This window comes from Variovorax sp. 10N432 (genome assembly GCF_056394465.1).
On the sequence record NZ_JBFTHX010000036.1, the window covers coordinates 39,745 to 63,287 of the forward strand.

Annotated in this window: 16 protein-coding genes and 5 pseudogenes; 12 read left to right on the top strand and 9 right to left on the bottom strand. The window is 63.8% G+C overall.

Going from position 1 to position 23,543, the window contains the following annotated elements; all coding sequences use genetic code 11:
* Positions 1–45: 45 nt before the first annotated feature.
* Positions 46–5,241 carry a RecQ family ATP-dependent DNA helicase gene (locus AC1DF3_RS29160; protein ID WP_478141697.1) on the bottom strand — a complete coding sequence of 1,732 codons (5,196 nt, stop codon included), beginning with the start codon at positions 5,239–5,241 and terminating at the stop codon, positions 46–48.
* A 156-nt stretch (positions 5,242–5,397) separates the two neighbouring features.
* Between AC1DF3_RS29160 and AC1DF3_RS29165 the strand changes: the two genes are divergently transcribed.
* The 5 genes from AC1DF3_RS29165 to AC1DF3_RS29185 all read left to right on the top strand — a co-directional run bounded on the left by AC1DF3_RS29165 (position 5,398) and on the right by AC1DF3_RS29185 (position 9,662).
* Positions 5,398–5,601: a hypothetical protein gene (locus AC1DF3_RS29165; protein ID WP_478141698.1), complete on the top strand. Its 204-nt coding sequence runs from the start codon at positions 5,398–5,400 to the stop codon at positions 5,599–5,601.
* 72 nt (positions 5,602–5,673) lie between these two features.
* Entirely contained in the window at positions 5,674–6,303 is a 630-nt protein-coding gene (locus AC1DF3_RS29170) for a hypothetical protein (RefSeq protein ID WP_478141699.1), read from the top strand.
* Positions 6,304–6,523: 220 nt separating this feature from the next.
* A complete protein-coding gene (locus tag AC1DF3_RS29175; protein WP_478141700.1) occupies positions 6,524–7,534 on the top strand; it encodes a Bug family tripartite tricarboxylate transporter substrate binding protein in 1,011 nt (336 codons plus the stop codon).
* A gap of 28 nt (positions 7,535–7,562) precedes the next feature.
* On the top strand, positions 7,563–8,228 hold the full coding sequence (locus AC1DF3_RS29180) for a response regulator (protein WP_478141701.1): 666 nt from the start codon (positions 7,563–7,565) through the stop codon (positions 8,226–8,228).
* Between the two features lie 78 nt (positions 8,229–8,306).
* Positions 8,307–9,662 (top strand): sensor histidine kinase N-terminal domain-containing protein, encoded by a 1,356-nt coding sequence (locus AC1DF3_RS29185; protein ID WP_478141702.1) that lies wholly within the window; start codon positions 8,307–8,309, stop codon positions 9,660–9,662.
* Positions 9,663–9,714: 52 nt separating this feature from the next.
* Here AC1DF3_RS29185 and AC1DF3_RS29190 read toward each other — a convergent pair whose 3' ends face one another.
* Positions 9,715–10,710, bottom strand: coding sequence for a tripartite tricarboxylate transporter substrate-binding protein (locus tag AC1DF3_RS29190; protein ID WP_478141703.1), 996 nt, complete (start codon positions 10,708–10,710; stop codon positions 9,715–9,717).
* Positions 10,711–10,906: 196 nt separating this feature from the next.
* Entirely contained in the window at positions 10,907–12,112 is a 1,206-nt protein-coding gene (locus AC1DF3_RS29195) for an MBL fold metallo-hydrolase (protein WP_478141704.1), read from the bottom strand.
* 87 nt (positions 12,113–12,199) lie between these two features.
* Between AC1DF3_RS29195 and AC1DF3_RS29200 the strand changes: the two are divergent.
* Positions 12,200–12,394 (top strand): annotated as a pseudogene (locus tag AC1DF3_RS29200) (helix-turn-helix domain-containing protein); the annotation flags it as partial.
* Positions 12,395–12,408: 14 nt separating this feature from the next.
* A pseudogene (locus AC1DF3_RS29205) lies at positions 12,409–12,954 on the top strand (IclR family transcriptional regulator); the annotation flags it as partial.
* 14 nt (positions 12,955–12,968) lie between these two features.
* Here the strand turns inward: AC1DF3_RS29205 and AC1DF3_RS29210 are convergent.
* On the bottom strand, positions 12,969–13,865 hold the full coding sequence (locus tag AC1DF3_RS29210; protein ID WP_478141705.1) for a LysR family transcriptional regulator: 897 nt from the start codon (positions 13,863–13,865) through the stop codon (positions 12,969–12,971).
* A gap of 182 nt (positions 13,866–14,047) precedes the next feature.
* Between AC1DF3_RS29210 and AC1DF3_RS29215 the strand changes: the two genes are divergently transcribed.
* Genes AC1DF3_RS29215 through AC1DF3_RS29230 form a run of 4 tightly spaced genes read left to right on the top strand, consistent with a single transcriptional unit; the run spans position 14,048 to position 18,917 of the window.
* Entirely contained in the window at positions 14,048–15,190 is a 1,143-nt protein-coding gene (locus tag AC1DF3_RS29215) for an iron-containing alcohol dehydrogenase (protein ID WP_478141706.1), read from the top strand.
* Between the two features lie 10 nt (positions 15,191–15,200).
* Entirely contained in the window at positions 15,201–16,217 is a 1,017-nt protein-coding gene (locus tag AC1DF3_RS29220) for a Bug family tripartite tricarboxylate transporter substrate binding protein (protein ID WP_478141707.1), read from the top strand.
* 12 nt (positions 16,218–16,229) lie between these two features.
* Positions 16,230–17,711: an FAD-binding oxidoreductase gene (locus AC1DF3_RS29225; protein WP_478141708.1), complete on the top strand. Its 1,482-nt coding sequence runs from the start codon at positions 16,230–16,232 to the stop codon at positions 17,709–17,711.
* 15 nt (positions 17,712–17,726) lie between these two features.
* Positions 17,727–18,917: an alpha/beta hydrolase family protein gene (locus AC1DF3_RS29230; RefSeq protein WP_478141709.1), complete on the top strand. Its 1,191-nt coding sequence runs from the start codon at positions 17,727–17,729 to the stop codon at positions 18,915–18,917.
* Between the two features lie 52 nt (positions 18,918–18,969).
* On the opposite strand, the pseudogene AC1DF3_RS29235 reads toward AC1DF3_RS29230, so the two are convergent.
* A pseudogene (locus tag AC1DF3_RS29235) lies at positions 18,970–19,254 on the bottom strand (LysR substrate-binding domain-containing protein); the annotation flags it as partial.
* Between the two features lie 921 nt (positions 19,255–20,175).
* On the opposite strand from AC1DF3_RS29235, the pseudogene AC1DF3_RS29240 reads away from it, so the two are divergent.
* Positions 20,176–20,404: pseudogene (locus AC1DF3_RS29240) on the top strand (helix-turn-helix domain-containing protein); the annotation flags it as partial.
* Positions 20,405–20,690: 286 nt separating this feature from the next.
* On the opposite strand, the gene AC1DF3_RS29245 reads toward AC1DF3_RS29240, so the two are convergent.
* The 4 genes and pseudogenes from AC1DF3_RS29245 to AC1DF3_RS29260 form a co-directional block, all read right to left on the bottom strand.
* The gene (locus AC1DF3_RS29245; protein ID WP_478141710.1) at positions 20,691–21,272 is read right to left on the bottom strand and encodes a plasmid pRiA4b ORF-3 family protein; all 582 of its coding nucleotides are present in this window, start codon (positions 21,270–21,272) and stop codon (positions 20,691–20,693) included.
* Between the two features lie 2 nt (positions 21,273–21,274).
* Positions 21,275–22,840, bottom strand: coding sequence for an IS66 family transposase (gene tnpC / locus AC1DF3_RS29250; RefSeq protein ID WP_478141711.1), 1,566 nt, complete (start codon positions 22,838–22,840; stop codon positions 21,275–21,277).
* A gap of 71 nt (positions 22,841–22,911) precedes the next feature.
* Entirely contained in the window at positions 22,912–23,259 is a 348-nt protein-coding gene (gene tnpB / locus AC1DF3_RS29255) for an IS66 family insertion sequence element accessory protein TnpB (protein WP_478141712.1), read from the bottom strand.
* Positions 23,256–23,543 (bottom strand): annotated as a pseudogene (locus AC1DF3_RS29260) (IS66-like element accessory protein TnpA); the annotation flags it as partial. The pseudogene AC1DF3_RS29260 and the gene tnpB, both read right to left, overlap by 4 nt.

Genomic DNA, 23,543 nt, shown 5'->3' on the forward strand with positions numbered 1-23,543 from the left:
ACGCCTCGGAGCGCGGCGCTTCAGATGTGTACCAATCTTTGGTTGTCAGCCCCTTGGCTCAGGGCTTTCCGTTCGGGTTTCGTGAATGCGCAAGGCGCCCAGTCGGACCTCCACCAGCGGCGTCTCCCAGAGATCCGCTTGCAAGGAGGGCCAGTACTTCTCGGACGTCTGGAATCGCGTGCGCACCATGATCGCCACGACCGTGGCGGCGCCTCCTTGCAATGGGACTTCATCGACGCTCGCGGCCAGCCTCCCAACGATTTGTCCGCTAGGCGAATGAACGAATCGCCCCCTCAGCTCAACCGGATCCCCGGGACGTAGGGACGCGACCGCCCGATGGACCGGATGGGAAGGCGGGCTTCGCCCGGCAAACCCAATGTCCATATTGGCTGCCCCGAGCATGATGCACCGACGTTCGAGATCCGCGCGTTGCTGAGGTCGGGCGGTCGGCAAACAGTCCTGCACCCCGCCGACTGTCCCGAGATCGACCAGATAGGGATTGCGCCCGCCTTCCGCCCGCATCAAGGTGAGCGTCTGGCGCGCGCGTGTCATGGTAACGTAGAGCAGCCGCCTCTCCTCCTCATGGTCCCAGCGCCAGTCGGCACAATCCATCACGATGACGTGGTCGAACTCCAGGCCCTTGGCGGCGTGCGCTGTCGTCAGCTTGATGGCGCTATCCCGGCCATCGCGTCGCATCTCTCCGGCAGCCTCATACAAAAGCTCCAGCACTTCGGCCGCCGGGACGATGTCCGCCTGAAGCGTCGAGGCAAAGTCCTCGACGATCTCCTGCAGGTCCTGCAGCGCGGCGTTTCGGGGTTGTGCGCGCCGTTGGCGATTCAACTGCTTGCGCAACGCACCCAGTCGGACCATGCGCACCTGGCGCCGCCGAAGCGCTTGGGCAAGTGCCCAACCCTCGCGGGTCCGCATGAGCGAGATCTGCCCCTTGGCCGCCTCAGGCCCCGTGATCTCGCAGGGCAACCCCTCGACATCGCAGATGGCCCGCATCTTTTCCAGCGGAGCATGCGTGCGACAGAGCACCGCGATCTCGGACAGCTTTGCTGTTGGATCGATGCGCCGGATGCGCTGGATCTCTGCATAGACCAGTTGGGCCTGAAGATTCGGGCTGGTCGGGCTGGTGAGGAGCCGCACTGCTCCGTGACTCTCTGGGTCCACCTCGGCCCATCGCCCCCCGGGCGGATCGTCTTTGCGCCGGGCGTCGATCCGGATCGGATGATCGACCTTCATTCGGTCAGTGCCGCGCTGGATCACGTGGTTGGCCGCCGAGATGATGTTCTGGGTGGAGCGGAAGTTCTCGACCAGGTAGGTGAGCTCCCCTTCGTAGTCGGCCCGGAAGCGTCGGATGAATTCGACGTTCGCGCCCTTGAACGAGTAGATGTTTTGGTCGTCGTCCCCGACCGCCATGATGCTCAGCTTGCTGTCCGCATCGACACGCCGTCGGCCGGCCAAGGCGCTGACCAGGGCGTACTGCTGCTCGTCGATGTCCTGATACTCGTCGACGAAGATGTATTCATACCCCTGCAGCAGCCGATCACGGATCTCGTCCGCATCGGTCAGAGCCGAACTCCTGCCTTCGAGCAGATCTATCGCATCCTGGAGCATCTGCTTGAAGTCGACTGCGCTGGCCGCGCGCTCGGCCCCCGCCAGGCTGGTGCCGGTCAAGCGAAGTGCCATGGCGTGGTAGGTCATCACCAGAACTCCCCTGCCGTCGTCCCCGGCCAAGGCCTGGAGGCGTCGGCGCAGCTGGACCGCAGCGCTCCGGTTGTAAGCCAGCGCGATGATGCGGCCGGGGCTGACGCGAAGCACCCGCAACAGGTAGGCGATGCGGTGCACGATCACGCGTGTCTTGCCTGAGCCGGGCCCCGCCAGCACCAGGTGATTGCCCGATTTCGTTTGGGTGACGAGCGCCTCCTGCACCGGGTGCTGAAGATCGTCGACGATGCGCCGATAGGACTCATCGGTGGTTTTGCGCTCCAGCAGGTCCGTGCGGCCGCGGAAGAACTCCTTGATGAACTGCTTGTGCGGGAGCGTGAAATACGCCTTGACCAGGTCCTGCGCCTTGGCCGGATCTTCCGCGCCGAGCTTGGCGTACTCGTGCATGACATGGGTCTGCAAGGTCCGCTCCTTGTAGAACTCCTCCAGCGGCGCGAAGGCGGCCACGGTGAACTGCCTGGAGGTTTCGCCTTGCATCTGGATGGTCATCGCGGAGCGGAACACCGAGCGCCCCTTGTCCAGTTCGAGCACCCGGGTCTGGTGCAGGTACAAGAGCGCATTTTCGAGAGCGACCTCGGGTTCCCGCAGCTGGGTTTTCAGGACCAGGTCGTCGTTCAGTGCGTCGATCAGCGCCTGGGCCTTGCATTCCACCATGCAGGCGCCTTTGACGCCCTCGGGCACCTCTGCAAGCAGGCGATCGAGCGTGACTTGCGCCACGGCGCGTCGCAGCTCGCAGATCCTGCGGATCTGGGCCCACGAGCGGCGCAAGGTCACGCGCAGAGTGTCGTCACCCAGGGGCTGCAGCTGGATCATGCTGCGCTTGTCATTGCCCGAGCCGAACCCGTCGGCCATTGATCGCAGGCAGGCCCGCACCTGCGTCGGATCCACCTGCACAGTCTCGCCGCCTCCCTGGAGTCGCGTGCGCAGTTCGGTGCAGACCGCCCTCAGATTCAGGTGCTGGTGCGATTCGTCCTGATCGGCATCGGGTGCCTGCTCCGACATGAGGTCCAGGAGTTCCTTTTCCAGGGCGCACAGGAATTCCAGCCGAATGGGCGAGGCACCTCGAACGCCGCGCATCAGGCGAACCGTTAGCCCGAGGTCGTTGACGAGAATCCCGAGCTTGGCCAGTTGGTGGACGATCCGAAAGCACTCTTCCGGTCGGATGCCGGCATCCAGCATGAGCTCGTCGGTGCTCAGGCCCTCCGGCGTGTCGGAGCGAAACAGCGCGATCGCGACGGACAGGAACTTCTGCTGCTTGCTGGCCGGCAGGTTCGCCTTGTCGATCCGGTCCTTGGCTTCCTGCAGGGAGGCAACCCGCAGGCTCGCGGGAAACACCTTGGTCGCGTTCTCGTTGCGCTTGAGAAAGTCGTTTCGCTCGAGCCAGGCGATGGCGGTGGTCACCTTGGTGGAGGCGTCTGGCGCGTCGATATCGATGGCGGTGCCGCTGCTCTGCGCAAGGAGTTCCTTGGCCGACACCACGATCTCGTCCTTGCCGAGCTTCTTCGCTTGGTCGCGCAGGGCGCGCAGCAGGCCGCTGAAATCCCGCTTCGAGAGCTGCGAGCTGGAGGAAAGCTTGAACTGGGTCTCCACATCCTGCGGGTCGAACAGCAGGACGCACCGGGCTTCCTCGCCATCGCGCCCTGCCCTGCCCGCCTCCTGCAGGTAGTTCTCCAGGGAGCCAGGGATGTCCGCGTGAATGACCAGGCGCACGTTGGGCTTGTCCACCCCCATGCCAAAGGCATTGGTGGCCGCGATCACCTGCAGCTCGCCGTCGAGGAACTGCCGCTGGGCCTCCTTGCGCAGGTCTGCGGTGAGTCCCCCGTGGTAGCAGCCGCAGGAGATGCCTTGTTGCGCAACGATCTGGGCGAGGGTCTCGGCGTTCTTGCGGGTGGCGCAGAACACCACGGCCGCATCCTCCCGGCGCAGGCCATCACGCAGCAGTTCGACGATGCGCTGCGGTTTCTCTCCGCCCGAGGTGGGCACGACCGCATAGGACAGGTTGGTTCGCTCATGACCACCCAGGAAGGTCCTCAGCTCGATCTGAAGGCTTTCCTGAAAGTGGCTGCACAGGTCTTCGATGACGTCGGGCTTGGCGGTGGCGGTGAAGCAGGCGACCGGTGCCTGACCCGGAAACTGCTCTCGGATGAAGCGGGAAACGTACAGGTAGTCCGTTCGGAAATCGTGGCCCCACTTGGAAAGACAATGGGCCTCGTCGAACACCCACGCGGCGATCTCCCGCACGCGTATCGCCTCCACGAAGGTTCGGCTTCTGAACTGCTCGGGCGAGACCAGCACGATGCCGATGTCGCCCAGGCGGATGCGATCGAGGACATCCCGCCGCTCCAAGGGGGTGAGCATCCCGTTGACCGTGGCCGCACACTGGATGTCGGCCTTCATGAGGTTGTCCACCTGGTCGCGCATCAGCGACTGAAGCGGGGAGATGACCACGGTCAATCGTCCCGAGCGGCGATAGTGGACAAGCGCAGGGAGCTGGTAGCAGATGGACTTGCCCCCGCCGGTCGGCAGCACGGCCAGCAGGCTCTCGCGCACCAGACCGGCGCTGACGATGGCGCGTTGCAGGGAGCTGCCATCAGGCGCCGCCGGCTGCGCCCGAAAGCTCGGCTTGCCGAACAGCATCGACAGGAGCGACTCGGGGTGGTGATTCAGGCGACAGTACTGGCAGTCGGGCTGTCCGCAGTCGATCTCCCGCAGCTCGGCGATCAACTGGCGGACCGCGGGCAGTTCATGAAAAACCCAATGAGGGAGGATCGAGTTGCCGCCGGAGACCCGGATCCAGCCGAGGGCAAATGCGAGCGACCAGGGATCCTGGCCATTGTCCGCACTGGCAACGCTGGCCGTCAGATCCCGCAATCGCGTGGCGCAGCAGCGGTCGACGTAGCGACTCGCGACGAGGGATCCAGCAGCCTCGCTGGTTGGCGCCGTCTCCTCCCGGACCTGAGACAGCAACGTGGCCATGCCCTCCTCGTCACGAAGCAAGAAATGCAGGAGCGCCAACCACCAGGGTTCCTGCTCGTCGGTTTCCAGGAGCGCTTCGACGGCCTCTTCGAACACATTGAGCGCAACCCGCGCATCCTTGGCGGGGTTGTTGCGCTCGTCGCTCAGAAGCTTGTAGCCTTTGACCAGCCGATGGTATGGATTGCTGGGAAATGCGAGGGCCGACAGCTCGAGGGTGTCCAGCAGGGGCCAGTGCAGGCATTCGAGTTCCGGGAGTTGGTCCCGCAGCAAGGGAAGGTCGTGGCGCCGGAGGTTGTGTCCGAGCAGCACCCTGCTCTCGCGGGCAAAGCCGTTCAAGGCAGCGGTCACCGAGAGCGCCTTGGCCGGCGAGCAGGCGCTGCTGAAGGCGTCCGCGGCATCGGAGCGCACAGCACCGACCGCGAAGATTTGATCACCCTTCTCCGGATGGGCTTCGACATCGACGGAAACGAATCGGCCCTCCGCGGCGATGCGCCGGGCACGTGCGCGCAAGGAATCGACGACGAGCGTTTCCAACGAAGGCGGGGCAAGCAGCCGAAAGTTAGGGAGTGATCACTTGTAACCGAAAGTGACGCGCACAGGCAATTGGTGGTTTCGCCTTCTCCCTTCTTTTGTGGAGAAACTGGCAGATCTAGCCATCGGTCTCGCGGTAGAAGCGAAGGAAGGCTGGCCGTGGCTTCTGTGGCAATCGACTATTGCATGCAGTGCAGTGCAGTGCAGTGCAGCGCGGCTTGGCTCGACGGCGAAGAGGTTGAGCGCCTCTTCGGGTCACCCGAGGCTGAGCTGCTGAAGTCACAGCCTGGGCTATTGGCGCAGGCCGATTGGTTCACGCCCGTCGTCGCCGCCGTGCTGGATGCGCTACTTAGTGGACATTGAGGCTTGAGCTTCCACCTGAACAAGCTGTGCGTGGCTATGTGTGTGGCACAGTCCGGCCAGGAACGGCCAAAGATGAACACTCCGACTGCAGAAACGCTGGCCTTGCTCGCGTACAGGATGAACGCTGTTGCCATTGGGCAGTTGGCGCTCCAGCACGTTTCAGCATGGAAAGAGGTTCCCTCAATGGAAATCTACTTCGACGGCAAACAAGTTGTCGAGGGGCTCGCCACCGGATTCACGAACGGAGCTATCGAAGCCGCTGTCCTGCACTGTCGGGCGCTGCTTGAATTTCTTGGACTGGGTGCCAGAACCGCGACCGAGCTAACCGAGCGCGGACCTTCAAAGCGTCGAGACGACGTCGGAATCGACGATTTCTCACCGCTGCGTCGGCTTTCCGTGCAAGCGGCGCTGCGCGCGTACCCCGGGCCGAAGGAAGATGCAGAGGCGGCGCTGGCCTTCGTCGTGAACTTGGCAAACAAAGGGCTGGCTCACATGACAACGGCGCTCTCCACGCACGACCGTGGTAGGGAATTGCTAGACATTGCGTTTCGCGGAGTGCCAGTCCTGGTCCTCAACGAGTTCTATGCCCCTCTGGGCATCGCGCCTCCTGTGTACGAGTTGCAATCAAGGCCTCGCCCCTCTTCGGTACCTCGGGCGCCCGGTAGGGTCTGGGGACTTTTGGCGGTCTCTCATCGATGGTAATGGGCCGCGTCGCCCTCAGGGACTCCATGAGGGCTGTCGATGCTGGCACGCTCACCGGCACCCTTCGGCGGCCGCAGCGCCACCCGACGGGTCGGCATCCTCAGACCAAGAAGGACAGAAGCCCGATTGACCTCTAGTGTCGACCGGTTTCCGGTTGACAGCTTTCTGACAGGAACGTTCGGGCAGGATGGCTCGTTATCTTAAAAAAGCGGAGACACAGATGAACCTCATCCCCCCAAATGGCTACGTCGACGCTGGCCGCCGGCAGCTGCTGCAGGCCGGCGGTGCGCTCGCGCTGGGAGGCTTCCTGCCTGCGCTAGCAAGGGCTGACGCCCCTTGGCCCAGTAAGTCAATCCGCTTCGTGGTGCCGTTCGCGCCGGGCGGCAGCTCGGAAATCGTCGCGCGGTCGACCGCTGCGGAGCTGACGAAGTCCCTTGGACAGAGCGTGTACGTGGACAACAAGCCTGGCGCCGCCGGCAACATCGCGATGCAGGAAGTCGCCCGCGCTGAGGACCAGCACACGCTCATCCTCGGCCATATCGGAACGCTGGCCGTCAACCCGTACATCTTTGCCAAGCTACCCTATAACGCCAACAAGGACTTCAAGCCAATCAGCTTGCTGGCCAAGGTTCCAAGCCTGTACGTGGTGCATCCGGACGTGCCCGCCAAGAACCTCAAAGAATTCCTGGCCTATGTGAAGTCCAAACCCGGCAAGCTCAGCTACGGCTCGGCCGGCAATGGCAGCGCAGGCCACCTGGCCTTCGAGTACTTGAAGATGACGACCGACGTTTACATGCTGCACGTACCCTATCGGGGCACCGGCCCGATGATGACAGACCTGCTCGCCGGCCGACTGGACGCCTCGGCAATCGGCGCGGCCGCGGTCCTTCCCTTTATCAAGTCGGGCAAGTTGCGATGCATTGCCACCGGGTCTTCTAAGCGCCTTACCCAGTTGCCTGACGTACCCACGGTGGCCGAGCAAGGCTTTCCCGGCTTCGAGATGACGCAGTGGTACGGGCTGCTGGCGCCCGCCAACTTAGCACCGGCCAACGTGGCCAAGCTCTCGGCCGAGACTATGAACGCCGTGAAGGCGCCGGAGTCGATGGAACGCCTTAGCGCCGACGCGGCCGAAGTGGTTGGCGGCACGCCCGAGCAGTTTGCTCAGTTCATTGCGAGTGAGCAGGCCCGCTGGCAAAAGGTCATTGCTCGAGCCGCCATCAAGCCCGACTGAACAGGCTCAACCGGTTAGCATTTGCTGCATGCGCATCCTGCTGGCCGAAGATGAACACACCTTGGGCACTTGGCTTTGCAAGGCGTTGGAGGACGCCGGCATCCAGGTGGAATGGGTGGATGACGGCCGCCTGGCTGACCGCGCGCTTCAGCAGCGCGACCACGATGCCTTAGTGCTGGACTTGGGCCTACCTGGCATGGACGGTCATCGAGTACTTCAGCGCCTTCGCGAGCGCGACCAACGCCTGCCGGCCCTTATCCTGACGGCGCGCGACTCGCTGCCTGAGCGCGTGGAAGCGCTCAACGCCGGCGCTGACGACTTCCTGGCCAAGCCCTTCGCGCTGGCCGAGCTGGAGGCGCGACTGCATGCGCTGGTGCGGCGTGCGCGCGGTGTGGAACATCCGCGGCTGGCCTGCGGTCCCCTGGCGTACGACGGCGCGCGCAGGCAGTTCATGTTGAAGGGAAAGGTGCTCCCGCTGTCACCACGAGAGCTGGGGGCGCTGCGCGCGCTGGCGCAACGAAGCGGCGAGCCACTGTCCAAACAGCAAATCATCGACCGCGTGTTCTCTGATGAGGAGGACGTGCATCCGGAGTCCGTCGAAGTCGTCGTGTATCGGCTGCGCAAGCGGCTGGAAGGTAGTGGCGTGCGCATCGTGACCCTGCGCGGGTTGGGCTACGTGCTGGAATCGGATTGAATCAAGGTGCCTGAACTAGGCCGCCGCTTGATTGATTGGTTGCACCGCGCAAGCTTGCGGCAGCGTATGGCGCTACTGATGCTTCCCGCGCTTCTGCTGGTTACCGGCTTCGAGCTGTGGATGACACGGCACGACGCCTTGGAATCGGCCAACGCCGCGTATGACCGCTCGCTGTTTGGGGCGCTCAAATCCATCGACGCCAACATTTCCACCGCCTCGGGCGGCCTTTCGGTGGAACTTCCCTACACCATGTTTGAGTTCTTCGAACTCACCGCCAGCGGCCAAGTGTTCTTCCGCGTAGCCACCTCGGACGGCCTCGTTGAGTTGGGTAGCGCTGACCTGCCCGAGCCGCCCGTTCAACCCGCGATGGGGACCCCGGCGTTTTACGATGCAACCTACTTTGGCGAAGCTGTGCGTCTTGTGGCTTACCAGCGATTGTTGGACCGCACACCGGCCGGCGCCCATGCCCGCAGCGTGATGATTCAGGTAGGCGAGAGCACGCGCTCGCGCCAAGAATTTACCGCGCGCTTCGTACGGAGCGCCGCGCTTCGCGACGGCTTCGTGCTTGCGGTACTGATGCTGGGAACTGCCCTGGTTCTCCACGCCGCGCTACGTCCGCTGGCCAAGCTCGCTCGCGAGGTAGAGGGACGCGCGCCAGAAGATTTGACACGCATTGAAGATGCCGGGTTGCCCACCGAGGTGCGACCGCTGGTGGCCGCCGTGAACCACCACATGGCGCGCAAACAAGACTTGGTCGCGCTCCAGCGGCAGTTTTTAGACGATGCCTCGCACCAGTTGCGCACTCACCTCACCACCTTGCAGATGCAAGTGGACTATGGGTTGCGCCAGCGCGACCCGGCAACGGTGCGTGGCACGCTGGACGCATTGAGTCAGGAGATTGGTCGGGCAACACGGAGCTCGCAACAGCTGTTGGCACTTGGGCGTAGTGACACTGTGGCCGTGGCGGCATCGTCCTTTGAGCTCGAACCGCTTCTGCGCGAGGTAGCCGTGGACCTCCTTCCGCAGGCTCGGGCCAAGCGACTCGACTTAGGCATCAAGCCGCCGGTCGAAGGCGCGTCCGCCATAGGCGACCGGGCTCTACTGCGCGAAGCCCTGACCAACCTGGTGGCCAATGCCATTGCCTACAACCCAGCGAAGGGCACCATTACCCTTTTCGCTGCGAGCGATGAAATGGGGTGGAGCCTGAACGTCGAAGACAACGGGCCGGGGCTCAGCGAGGAAGAACGTACCGTACTGGGCCAACGCTTCCGCCGCGGGGCACGCGCTGGCAAGGATGGCTTCGGCTTAGGGCTGGCCATCGTCCGGTCAATCGCCCAGCGGCATGGGGGCGAGTTGCGCCTAGTCTCGCCAGAATCGGGGCAGGGCTTGCTCGCCATTGTCTGGTGGCCCAGGCCGGCAAGGGCGGCCGGATGACAACACTTGGACGCCTCCTCACGAGGAGCCCTACAAAGACGCTCCCGACGAATCACTTTCCCCAGAGTCTTAGTCCAAGCTCTCCTGCTAGCTCTCGGTACTGCGAAAGCCTCTGGTCCACGTAGGCATTGAGACTTGTACCAGGCACTGCAAACGGATACAGGCCGTACTTCCTGAGAAGGGCGCTGTAACCGGGGGCCGCCATTGCATCTCGAAAAGCAGTCGTCCAAGCTTCAGAGACCGCATCGGGTGTATTTGCACTAATGTAGATTCCACGAATCGTTGGCCAAACGACATCAATGCCCTGTTCGCGGGCCGTAGGTACCCCCTCCAAGGCCCCCCCGAGGCGGTTCTCAGAAAGCACCGCGAGAATCCGAATTGACACTCCTGACTCCATTGCCTTCAGTGCTTCAGCTGCATCGCCCGCGAAGGCATCGACGTGTCGCCCTTGAAGTGCATTCAAGGCATCGCCGCCTCCCTCGAACGAAACAAAGCGCATCGACCGATGGTCGCCTCCCGCAGCACGGACTAGTAGTGCTGCCTTTACCCAATCTTGGCTTCCAACTGAGCCACCAGCACCAAACACCACGCGTGATGATGACTGCCGCAATGCAACGACCACGTCCTGCAATCGCTTAAAGGGGGAGTCCTTTTGTACCGCGACGACGCCGTAGTCTGTTCCGAGCAGAGCAATCCACTTCACTATCGAAGGAGAGTGTGGCCCGAATCGACCCTGCGCCAAATTGAGCAGTGACCCACTCGAAAAGGCCACCAGCGTATCGGAACCGCCCAGTACCCCAGTCGCGATTCGGTCAAAAGCGACTGCACCAATGCCCCCCGGAAGGAACCGCTGACCAAGCGGCGGGCGCAGTGGCCGCACCGCTTGCAATGCGTCACGAGCGAGTTCGCAAGTTAAGGCGAAACCGCCCCCAGCCTTGGCTGGGATTACGCAGTCCGCAGCGAGCAGCGACGGGTCACGCGATTGAGCCAATACTTCAAAACCGGTTGCTCCGGATACAACCATCAGCGGAGCCGCCAGCATTCGCATGACATTCCGGCGCGTCACTGTGCCTCCCCGGTCTTCGAGGGGCATCAGCCTAGACATGAAAGCGCTCCACGCAGTTCTGGGTCACATGCACAATCAGCGAACTATCCGCCAGCGATTCAACGAAGCAATAGGGGCATTATCGGCTGCCGAAGTCGGATGCGACAAGCAAAGCAGAACTCCGGCAGCCTTGCGTGCGTCAATCGTTAAGACATTCGAGCTGGCCTGACCGCGGGTTGGGCCCTTGCTTGCCGGGTCCTGGGCCGGTAGCCGGGAGGCCATACATCGCCTTCACGTCAGTATTGTCAGCGGTCTTGAAGCCGTCCTTGTTCAGAATCCAAGCGTCGAAGTAGTTCGACGGGTTCTGGGCCTCGACCCCCTGACTTTGCATGAAGGCGGTCAACTTCGGAACTTCACTCGGGAGGTAGGGGAAGTGCAGACCGTACTCCAGCTTGAAGCCGACGCTGACGCCATCCACCAACGTCGCGCGAGTACCGAGGTGATGAGGCTGGAAGTACTTGATGTTGAAGGCTGGCATTAGTACACGCGCCTGATTCACAACGCGCGATTCAGGACCGCCTTGCCAGAGGTCAATGTTCTTGACATTCGCGTCACGAATAGCGTCCGCGAGATTGGTGAATGGCGCTCCGTAAGTTTTCTCCACAGCAGTTCCCTTGCCGACGACTCGTGGAATGAACAGGTCCTGACCGCCTGCCCCGCTGTCCGAGGCATAGATGGTCAACACCTTGTCCTTTTCAGGAGTCTGCACCGTAATCAAGAACCCAAAGGTCTCTACCCCTTCGGACCCCGTACCAATCTGGTCGCAATCGAGACTGTGCAGCCATCTCACGACGCGCACAGTGACGAAGTCGTTCATCTTGAGCGTTTCGCCGCCGTTAATCGGTGTGCACTGGCTCTCAGGGTTTCCATAAGAGGTCACCGCAGCGCAAACAGCCTTAGGTGCATAGATTGGCTTGCCTGTCTGCTTCGCGTATTCAGGAATTTGGAGGGCATGGTCACCGTGCTCGTGGCCGACCAAGAAGAAATCAACCCCGCCACGCAATTTCAGCGCTGTCAGTGCTTTGGTGACCGCCGCCGGCGTCGGGGACCTTCCAGAGTTGACCACCTCGCCATCGAGAATGAAGCCTAGTTCGCCGACTTGATAGTGCCAGTTGCTGATGCCAAACCAGGTCGTGCGAACCTCGGCCGGAGCTTTGGCCAATGGGTCTGCTGGCACTTCGGGTGGTGCGGTAGTCGCCGCCGGAGGGGTAGTTGCCACCGGACCGGTGGTCGCCGCCGGGGGGGAAAGCGGAGCGTTATCGCCACCGCCGCCACATGCCGCGAGCCCCAAGACGACGAGACTCGCGACAGCCGTCGCAGTCCGAGCAAAAGTAAAAACCTTCATGCGTTTGTCTCCTGTTATGTGAAGCCTTGAAATTGAGTGGCCGAATCCCCACTCAGGGCATCGATGGTCGGAGCATGAAGCTGTCAAATGGCTGTCAGTAGGCGCTGTTTCCTGCTACGGGAATTCCCTCGGTGTTCGGTCGGGGGCCCTCGAGCGCGAGTGCGATCGGCTGCGCGGCGTCACGTGCGAAACCTCAGGCTGATCGACCTCGCCGAGATGGCATCACTGGACAAGTCCACGACTCACCGCCTTCTCCAGCGGCTGGTGCAGGAAAGAATGCTTGTGAGGGACCCGCCATGCATGGCTACCGGCTGGGCCCCTTGCTGCATGAACTCGGCCTGGCGGCTTTGCCCGAGTCGAACCTCCGCGAGCTTGCCTACCGGGAGCTGGAGACGCCCGCCCGATCGACGGGCGACATGGCCTTCCTGTTGCGCCGCAGTGGTTTCGAGTCGGTCTGCCTCTCGCGCATCGCGGGCAATTTCGCCATCCAGACGATGACCCAGGGAGAGGGCGACCGGCATCCCCTCGGGATGGGCGCCGGCGGGTTGGCCATTCTCGCGGTGTTGCCGGATGCGGAAGTCGACATCGTGCTGAAAGCCGTTTCGCCCCAGATGCGCCGCTACAGGCTCAGCGAAAAGACCATGCGGCAGCGCGTCCTTCAGACTCGCACATCCGGCTTTGCGATCGACAAAGGATCCTCCGCCACCGACGTGACCGCCATCGGGCGCGCCGTGCGCGACAAGTCGGGGGCGGTGGTCGGCGCGGTCTTCGTGGCATCGATCCGCAGCAGGATGGTGGAGAGCCGGCTGCGCGCCGTGGACAAGCATCTGGCCAGCTGCGTGAGCGCGATAGCGCGCTATCGCGCGAAAGCGTTTGCTTCCTCTCGAATGAACTTGATCATCTCGAGGCTCGCGGTCGAGGGCGGCACGTCCGCACGCCGCGCCAGGACGCGATTCATCGAAAGGCCCGCGAGACGCGCCAACGCGATCTCCTTGGGGCCGAATTCTTCCGTCACGGCTCGCTTGGTCAACAGCGCATAGCCGAGCCCGTCGCGCACAAACCGGCCGATCAACGGGACGCCGAGGTTGTTGACTTCAGCGGCAATGCGCAGCGACACGGCCGCCTCACGCGCAAGCTTCTCGAGCCGCGCGCGCACGAAATTGCCGCTCCCGGCAACGATGAGCGGTATGTCGGCCAGGTCCGATGCGTCCAGTTCGCGGCGCCTGAGCAAGGGGCTGCCCGGCGGGCCCACCAAGTACAGATCCTCGGTGACCAGCGGGGTGACGGAGAGCTTCTTGTTCGGTGCGGGGTCGGTGAGTATGCAAAGGTCCATGTCGCCGCGCAGCAGCAGGACCTCGAGTTCGCCCGTCAGTTCGACGGTCATTTTCAGCAGCACTTCGGGGTGCAGCGCGTGGTACTTCCGCACGACGGAGGGGAAGAGCGATTCGGCGAACGAAGGCGGCCCGCCGAAGGCGAGTTCGCCTCTCGCTTCGGGGCTCTCCGCTGCCAATGTGGCACGCAGCCGGTCCACCTGCCGCACGATCGCGCGCGCCTCTGCAAGCAGTTTTTCGCCGGCCGCGGTCAATGTGATGCCTCGTGCATGCCTGAGGAGCAGGAGGGTGCCGAACTCCTCTTCCAACGCGCGCATCTGGTGGCTCAGGGCGGGCTGGGACAACTGAAGAAGGCGACCCGCCGTCACCAGGCTGCCCTGCTGTGCCACGGCCACGAACGAACGCATCTGCCGCAGATCCATGAAACCCAACCTATGAAAAGTTCGAATGGAACATATTCTACGTATTGCTAGGTGCCGACCCTAGACTGGGCGTACTGCGGGCTTACTTCCCGCGAACACTGAACGAGGAACAAGCGATGGGCACCCAGGATATGGCGGCGGCAATACCCCACTTGCGTTCGGGACGCATGTCGATTCCTGCGATGGAACGCATCGTCTTCGGAACCCCATTCGTCGACGCTGTCGCCGAAGAGGTCGAGCGAATCGACGCTCGACGGGTCTTCCTGGTGGTCAGTGGGAGCTTGAACCGGAATTCCGACGAGATCGGCAAGCTGCGCACCCGCCTGGGAGGGCGCTACGCGGGCCTTTTCGACGCCATCCCGCAACACGTGCAGCGCGACGCCGTTCTGCTTGCCGCCAAAGCGGCTCGCGACGCGGGTGCCGATCTGCTGGTGAGCGTCGGTGGCGGTTCCGTGACCGATGCGACCAAGACTGTTCGCCTTTGCCTCGAGCACAACTTGCCGGACCTGGACGCCTTCGAGCCGTTCCTGCTTCGCTCCAACCCGGAAACCGGCGCGCTCACGGCGCCCGACTTCCGCGGCCCGACGATTCGCCACATCGCGGTGCCGACAACGCTGTCCGGCGGGGAGTTCTCTCCGACTGCCGGCTCCACGGATCCGGTTCGCAAGCTCAAGCAGGGCATTCGCCACCCGGGCCTGATCCCCTATTGCGTGGTGCTGGACCCGCATCTGGCGCTTCACACGCCGATGGAAACGTGGATGTCCACCGGCATCCGCTGCGTGGACCATGCGGTGGAAGGGTACTGCTCGCTGCAGGGCAATGCGATGGCCGACGCGTGCGCCTTGCTCGCCCTGCCCATGCTGGCCAAAGGCCTGCGCGCAAGCAAGGCCGCACCCGATTGTGCCGATGCGCGTGCCATGTGCCAGAACGGCATGTGGCTGGCCCAGATTCCGATGTGGTCGGGCGTCCCGATGGGCGCGAGCCATGGCATCGGCCATGTGCTGGGCGGCTCGATGGGGGTGCCCCATGGCTATTGCTCCTGCGTGACGCTGCCCAGCGTGCTGCGCTACAACGCTGCGGCCGGGGCGGGCCGCCAGGCCGAGCTGAGTGAAGCGCTCGGCCAGCCCGGTGTTGCAGCAGGCGACGCAATCGCAGCGCTGATCGACGAACTCGGCTTGCCTCGCCGCCTCCGTGACGTCGGCCTCATGGAAGACCGTTTCGACGAGATCGCGAGCAAATCGATGCTGGACAGGTGGGTGCACACCAATCCGGTACCCATCCGGACCCCGGATGACGTGCGCAAGATTGTTTCGATGGCGGCATAGGAGTGATGTGATGACGAAGCAACCGGGAATCGATTTCATGGCTCATGTGCGCAACCATGTGCGCGCTTGGGCCGGCGCAGTGGCGTTCGGAGCCATGATGCTTGCGGGCGCGCTGGCGCATGCGCAGGCATTCCCCAACCGACCGATCCGGATCATCGTGCCGTATCCGGCGGGCAATGCCGCGGACACGCAGGCGCGACTGATCGCGGAGAAGCTGGGCGCGAGCCTGCGCCAGCCGGTGGTGGTGGACAACCGCGCGGGCGCATCGGGCCAGATCGGCATCACGGCCGTCGCTCGCTCCGCGCCCGACGGCTACACATTGGTCATGGGGCAACTCGGTGCGTTTGCCGTGGCGCCGCACACCTACAAGAACGTGCCGTATGACGTCCGCCGCGATTTCGTGCCCGTCGCCCAGGTGTCGTCCAACTACCTGGTCCTGTTCGCGAACGGGAAGTTGCCGGTGAATACCCTCCAGGACCTCCTTGCGGCGGCTCGCAAGGACCCGGGCAAGTATTCGTTCGGCACGAACGGTGAGGGCGGATTGCCGCACCTCATGATGGAACTGTTGATGTCCAGGACAGGCGTCAAGCTGACCCACATCCCGTACAAGGGCGTTGGACAGATCGCGACCGACCTGATCGCAGGGCAGATCGACCTCGCGCTCGACTCCTACTCCGGGATGATTCCCTACACCAAGGACGGCCGGTTGAAGGCCTTGGCATCCTCCGCGGGCAGGCGGATGGCCGAAGCGCCCAACCTTCCTACCTTCAAGGAGTCGGGCGTGCCGAACTATGAAGTCCACGGTTTCTTCGGGATCTTCGCGCCCGCCGGAACGCCGCCGCAGATCGTCAGCGCGCTCAATGTCGCCATCAACGATGCGATCCGCAAGCCGGACGTCCAGGAGAAGCTGCACACCCTCGGCTATGAACCCGTCACGGGTACGCCGGAAGAGTTCGGAAAGACGTTCCTGGCCGCTTATGACACCTGGGGGCAGGTGGTCAAGAACATCGGCTTCGTGCCGCAGTAACAGGAGACTGGAATGGACCGCCGGAAATTCCTGAAGACCACCGCGCTCACGGCAGCCGCGTTGCCCGCGGCGGCGCGATACGGTCTGGCTTCCGCATCGAGCCAGCCGGTGCCGGTGGCAGCAATCGCGAGCGGGCAAGTGGCCCGGTTCGGGGCTTCGCTGCGGGGCCGGACGATCCTGCCGGGGCAGGCGGGATATGAATCGTCGATCGGCAACTTCCTCGGGCTCGTCGGCAAGCGGCCGGGCCTCGTGGTCTTGCCGCAAGGGCCCGAAGACATTGCCGCGACGGTCCGCTTTGCCCGCGAGCATGGGCTGGCGCTCGCGATCCGTGGTGGCGGCCACACGGCGCATTCCGCGACCGATGGCGGCGTGCTGCTGAACCTGACCCGCCTGCAGAAGCTGGACATCGACCCCGTGGCGAAAGTCTTGCGCGCCGAACCCGGCCTCACGGGTGGGATGGTCGACGGCGCGACCGTGCAACATGGACTCGCGACGGTGCTCGGTGGGTGTCCGTCCGTCGGGATCGCGGGGCTGACGCTTGGCGGCGGCCTGGGGCGCTTGATGGGTCAGCACGGTGCCCTTTGCGACAACTTGGTGTCTGCGAACGTCGTCACCCCGGACGGCCGCCTCCTGCGTGCCGCTGCGAACGAGAACGCCGACTTGTTCTGGGCCCTTCGAGGCGCAGGTGCGAATTTCGGCATCGTCACGTCTCTGGAGTACCGCCTCCATCCCATCGGCCCGGTCGTTTCCGGCGTGCTGCTCTACCCGATGTCCCAGTTGCGCCAGGTCGTGCGTGCCTTTGGAGAGTTCATGCAGGCGGCACCGGACACGCTCGACGCTTCGATCGAGATCGGCAAAGGAATCCTGCAGTTTTCGGAGACGCAAGAACCGGCCATCACGGTCCACGTCTGCTGCGGCGGTCCGCTTCAAGAGGCGCAGAAGGCTGTCGAGCCCATGCGGCGATTCGGCACACCGATCTCGGACACCATCGCCGTCGTGCCGTATCTCGAGGCGCAGCAGATGGCCAAGACGACGCCCGAACGGATGCCGCGTCCGACGCGCCGTGTGCCCTACACGCGTCGAGGCTTCGTCAGGCCACCGAACAGCGATGTGGTGGACCGCATCGTCGCCATCTGCGAGACGCCGCCCTCACCCTTCTGGTCTTTCGCCCTGGACCACTTCATGCATGGAAGGGTCGTCGGCGTGCCGGAAACACAGACGGCGTTCAGCCTGCGGCAGCCGGGTTTCTCGTATCGCCTTCTGGCGTGGGACGAAACACCGCAGAACATCGTTCCATGGGCGAATGCGGCCAAAGCCAGCCTGCTGCCGTACTCCGGTGGCAGGGCCTACCTCAACTACCTGACCGAGGACGAGGGCGAACCCGGAGTCCGTGCCGCGTTCGGCGGCAATTACGCGCGTCTCGCAGCCCTGAAGGCGCAGTGGGATCCCACCAACTTTTTCAACATGAACCACAACATCAAGCCCGCGGCTTGACGAGGAGCCAAGCGAATGCAGAGCTACGAGAAGAAGCCGCCCAGTTACGAGCCGTTCGGCTGGCACCATTGGCACGACGACTTCTGGTTTTCCTACCAGCTGCGGCGCGGCCTGGGTGAAACCCAGGAGGGCGGCGGCGCGGTGAGCGAGGTGTTCCAGGCGGCCGGCAAGATCGTCGCGAACGATCCGGAAAGCTGGTGGAAGGAGTGGATGGTCATCGCCGAGCGGAACGATCGCCGTGGCGACGAGGCGATCCAGCTGCGGCATGTGCGCACGGCGATGAACTGCTGGCTGCGCGCCGCGAACTACTATCGCGAAGCGGAGTTCTGGCTGAAGTCGGACGACCCGCGTCGCCTTGCGACCTTCGATCGATGCGAACAGGCTTCCCGCAAGTTCCTGCTGCAGCTCACACCCAAGGCGGAGATCGTGGAGATTCCGTACGAGGGAAAGTCGCTGCCCGCCTATTTCATCCGCTCGCCCAACGGAGACGATCGCCAACCGGTGCTGATCTCCGTCGGCGGCCTCGACTCCTTCAAGGACGAACTGTGGTTCATCACCGGGCATGGCGCGCTCCAGCGCGGCATCTCGGTGTTGCTGGTGGACGGGCCCGGACAGGGCGGCGCGCTGCGGCGCCACGGCCTGGTGACCCGGCACGACTATGAAGTGCCTGTCGGCAAGTGCATCGACTGGCTAGAGCAGCGCGGTGATGTGGACACCTCCCGCATCGCCGTCAGCGGCTCGAGCCTGGGCGGCTACTACGCGGCACGGGCAGCGGCCATGGAGCCGCGCATCGCGGCTTGCATTTCTCACGGCGCGATCTGGGACATTCACGAACGCTGGAAAGCGCGTAGCGAGGACCACGGGCTCGCCGGTCATATCAAGTGGGTGTTCGGCGCAGCGACGATGGCGCAAGCCACCGAGATCGCGAAGCCGTTCAAGCTGGACGGCGTGCTGGACAAGATGCGCTGCCCCTACCTGATCATCCACGGCGGCCACGACGTGCTGGGCGTGGACGAAGTGAAGAAGGTTCACGAGTATGCGACCCGCCACGGGGTGCATGCGACGCTGCGCCTCACGACCGAAGAGGAAACGGGCGCCGAGCATTGCCAGCACGACAACCCGACTCTCGGGCAGGAGCTGATGATCGACTGGCTGTGCGACGTGTTCAGGATCGACCAGACCAAGCTGGTTCACCGCGCCGGCTGAGGCCGTTCCCGACGAGGGCGTGGATCTCGCCTTCGCCGAGGAAGTGGACAACTCACATCCTCGTTGTCCACTTCCTTTCGAAGTCGTTCGCGACGAACTCGTCCGCCATGAAGTTGATGAACGACCGAACCTTCGCCGACAATTGCTTGCGGCTCGGATAGGCGATATTGATGGTGAGGCGGGGCAGCTCCCATTCGTCCAGGACCGGTATTAGCCGGCCGGCAACGACGTCGTCGTAGAGGATGTAGCTGGGTCGGACAAGAATTCCGTGCCCGTTGAGCGCTGCTGACCGGATGACCTGCCCATCGTTGGACTCCAGCAGGCCCTGGACCGTGACCGACTCCTGCTGCGTGCCGTTGGAGGGGCAGGGGTTTGGAGGTTGATGGCGCCGGATTGCATGTAAATTACTTTGGGAATGCTTGCCACCTCTCTGCCCTCCTCGTTTCTCGGCTGTGTGTGGGGAGCCGGTAGAGTGGATGTCGTGATACGCCTATTTCATTTCTTCGTGTTTGTTGTGGAGCGATTTGTCTACGCGAGAACGGCTGCAACCCGGTGGAACCGGTGGGTCCTGGGCCTGGCATGCCGCGCGGGGGCGGCGCCGGCGGTCTGCATACTGGTTGCGACGACACTGACGTTCGGGGTGAAGTGGGCTCGCTTCATCGCTCCGCCCAGCTGGTACAGCCGCGAGGACATCTTTCTCGCCGGCTTGTTTCTGTTCATGCTGGCCATCGCCATCCTTCTTCGCGCGACGACCGGGTATCACTGGGTGACGGCTACGTGCTGCAGGCCGATTTGCGCCAGGTGTTCTCGCGCCGCCCGCGGGGAACTTTGCACTTGCAGCCCGGCCATTCGGGCTTGCGGAAGTCAAGCGTTAGGGCGAGCATCGTTCGTGCGTTTTCGGTTCTGGGTCACGCTCTGGGAACGACATTGGTGATGGAGTCCCCGCTACTGGCGGATGAGCGAATCTTGCGACGGTTGCGTAGCGAGAGCCTGCCGGTGGACGGGAATGTGTCGATCCAAACAGTCAGTGCCGACTTGGCCCGAGCAAGCCATTGGAGGCAGACCGCATACCGTCACTACATCGAGTTCGCGCGCGGTCGAGGCGAACGCGTCAAGGATCGAAGCCGTGACAGTGATGTGAACTAGCCTGGACTTAATCTGACAGTGGTCTATCTTTGGTTCCATGGTCGCGAACCCGGCGCGAAGGGCGAAGCCCGTAGTCGCCGGAACCACGGCCTCCAGATCGAAGGAGTCCGCCATGACACAGGAACAGAAAGTCATTCGCGCCAAGGTCGGCATTCTGGAGCTGGCCAAGCAGCTGGGTAACGTCAGCCAGGCCTGCCGGGTAATGGGCTACTCGCGCGACAGCTTCTACCGCTGCAAGGAGCTGTACGACAAGGGCGGCGAAGCGGCCTTGCAGGAGATCTCGCGCCCGCCGGCCGCTGCTGAAGAACCGCGTCGACCCGCAGATCGGTAAGCGAGCGCTCAAGGCCCTCTTGACGATGGAACCTCGTAGCGACTACAGCATCGCTCTCGCCATCGTTGACTTCATCGATGAAGAGGTCATCTGACCAAGCCATCCCGATCGCCTTGTCCAGGCGCTTGAGCAGCGCATTGAAGGTCTCGCCATCACGGCGCACGAGCATGGCCAAGCAGTTGCTGCCGTCGGCCGCTGTGGCAGCGCACTCGTGAGGTGGCAGCGCGCCGATGTTGATGTCACCTCCATCGGCGATCAACGTCTCGATATTCCTCGTCGATCGCGCCATGGCAGCGTCAGAGCTTGATCGCGGCTAAGCGGTCGTTGGCCTCGGTGGAATCGAACGCCTTGGGATCCCAGGTCTCTACGCCGATCCATTCGGCCAAGTTCTCGTGCTCCGGGTCAGCGGGATCGGCCATGGCCTGGACGAAGTCGGCGTAGCCTGGAATGCCGCCGCAGTCCTCGGGCGGTGTCGCGCAGGCGCCGCCGACGCAGAACGGCAGGGGCAGCAGCGGATCCGGTGCGAGCTTCTTCTCGACCTTGATGCGGTGGTCCCAGTAGTCCCCGAAGTCGTAGACATAGCTCAGCGTCGACCGGTTCAGGGCGGTGGTCAGTCGCGTGCTCTCGCTGGTGATCGAGCCAGGATCGTCGTACATCGGATCGGGCGTTCCATAGCGCTCGCCGTCGCCGGCGATGAACTCGTGCAGGTGCGAGTGCCCCCATCCGAACGCGGCCTGGATGACCAGGTGAAGCTTGAGCAACGTGATCGTCTCGGGCACCAGCACGCGGCGCCAGACCTTGGGCTTCGTGCCGCGCAACTCGATGTGCAGCTGGAGGATTGCCGGGGACGTCTTGATCCGATGTACCTTGGTCGCCATGCTCAGGCTGCTTCTCGTTGGTCGCCGGCGCGTCGGCCGATGTTCCACGGCAGCAACTCGTCGATGCGGTTGATGGGATGGTCGGCGATGCGCGTCAGCACATCGCGCAGATAGGCCTCGGGATCGATCCCGTTGATCTTGGCCGTCTCCACGAGGCTGTAGATCGCCGCAGCGCGTTCGCCTCCCGCGTCCGATCCCATAAAGAGGTAGTTCTTGCGGCCGAGGCTGACACCGCGCAGCGCACGCTCGGCAGCATTGTTATCGATCTCGATGCGGCCGTCGTCAACGTAGCGCGTCAACGCCTTCCAGCGCGTGAGCGAGTAGCCGATGGCGGCGGCGATCTCCGACTTCGCCGACACCCGGCCCACCATGGCGCTCAGCCAGGCGTGCAACTCATCGAGCAACGGGCCTGCGCGTGCCTGGCGCTGTCGTCGTCGCTCGTCGGGCGGCTGGCCGCGGATGTCGGCCTCGACTGCGTACAAGGCAGCGATGCGCTTGAGCGCCTGCTCGGCGACCGAGCCCGGCGCTCGTCCCAGACTCAGGTGCAGATCCCACCACGGTCGTCTCGCGTGAGCCCAGCAAGCGGCTTCCGTGACGCGACCGCTGCCGTACAGCTTGCCCCAGCCGCCATAGGCGTCGGCCTGCAGAAGGCCAGTGAAGTTCTTGAGGTGGGCCTGCGGATGCTCGCCCTTGCGATCAGGCGAGTATTGGAACCAGACAGCCGGTGCATCCTGGCTCGCGGCCGGGCGATCGTCTCTCACGTAGACCCACAGCCGTCCTGTCTTGGTGCGCCCGCGTCCCGGGTCGAGGACGCCCACCGGTGTGTCGTCGGCATGCACCTTCGCACCCGCCAGCGCGTAGCGCCCAAGTGCGGCCACCAGCGGGTCGAGCAATTCATCGCCCTGGTCGACCCATCCGACCATCGTGGAGCGATCGATGAACACGCCGTCGCGAGCGTAGATGCCGCTCTGCCGGTACAGGGGAATGTGGTCGCAATACTTCGAGACCATGACATGCGCAAGGAGCCCCGGCCCGGCAACGCCACGCGCGACCGGCCGGCTCGGCGCGGCGGCCTGGAAGATCGTCTCGCAGGCCACGCACGCGAGCTTCGGCCGGACATGGCGAATCGCCTTGAAGTGCGCAGGAACGTACTCGAGCTGCTCGGAGACGTCCTGACCGATGAGGCGCAGTCGGCCACCGCAAGCGATGCAGCCGCATTGCTGACCGTTCGCGTCATGATGGTCGGAGGTCGTCTYGGGGCGATAGGTCTTCGTGTCGCGCGGCAGGTGCGCCGGCAACTTGCGATCGGATTCTGGCGCGCTGGCAGCGTCCCTCTCCGGGGGCGTCCTGGACCCCAGGCGTTCATCCAGTGGTTGGCCTTCGATCAGGGCGATCTGGGGGCTGTCCAGCTGTTCGCTGGAAGCTCCGAACCGGGCGCGATCGCGCCGCAGTACCTGCAGCTTGAGCTTGTCGATCATCAACTTGAGGAGAGCCACTTCCGCCTCGTACGCCTCGACGACGCGCAGCAGCGAATCGACAGTCTGGGGCGGGTTCGAAGTGGTCGTCACAGGGATCTACTGTGCCCGGCTCAACACGCCTTGACATCGGGGCCATCCCCGAGCCGAGTTCATACAGTGGTTCAGGCAGCGAGTTCCGGCTCGTGCGTGCGCATCGGCATGCGCCAGTCGATGCCTTCGAGCAGCATCGATAACTGCGCGGGCGTCAGCGACACGCTGCCAGACGTTGCTTGCGGCCAGACGAAGCGACCGCGCTCCAGGCGCTTGGTCAACAACATCAGTCCCTGACCGTCGAACCACAGCACCTTGAGAATGTCGCCGCGTCGACCGCGGAAGACGAAGACGTGGCCGCAGAACGGGTTGGCCGCGAGAGCGGTCTGCACCATCGCGGCCAAGCCGTCGAAGCCCTTGCGCATGTCGGTGCGGCCAGCGACGATCCACACGCGCGTGTTGGGCGGCGCGCCGATCATGCGGCGCCGCGCAGCGACTGCAGAACGCAGCGGACGGTCGCGTCATCGACGACACCGCGAAGGCGCACACGAGCGCCTCCGATGTCGATCTCGATCGTACCGGTTGCGGGGCGACCCGCCGCGAGCGCCGGTGTGGGCGCGACGGCATCGACTTCTTGCGGCCCCTCGATCGATACCGGCAGCAGCACGGGCGTTGACGGCTCCGGGGTTTGCCCTGCCGAGTTGCGCCGCGCGCGGCGCCACGTGAACAGAAGATTCGCGTTGATGCCGGCGTCCAGCGCGAT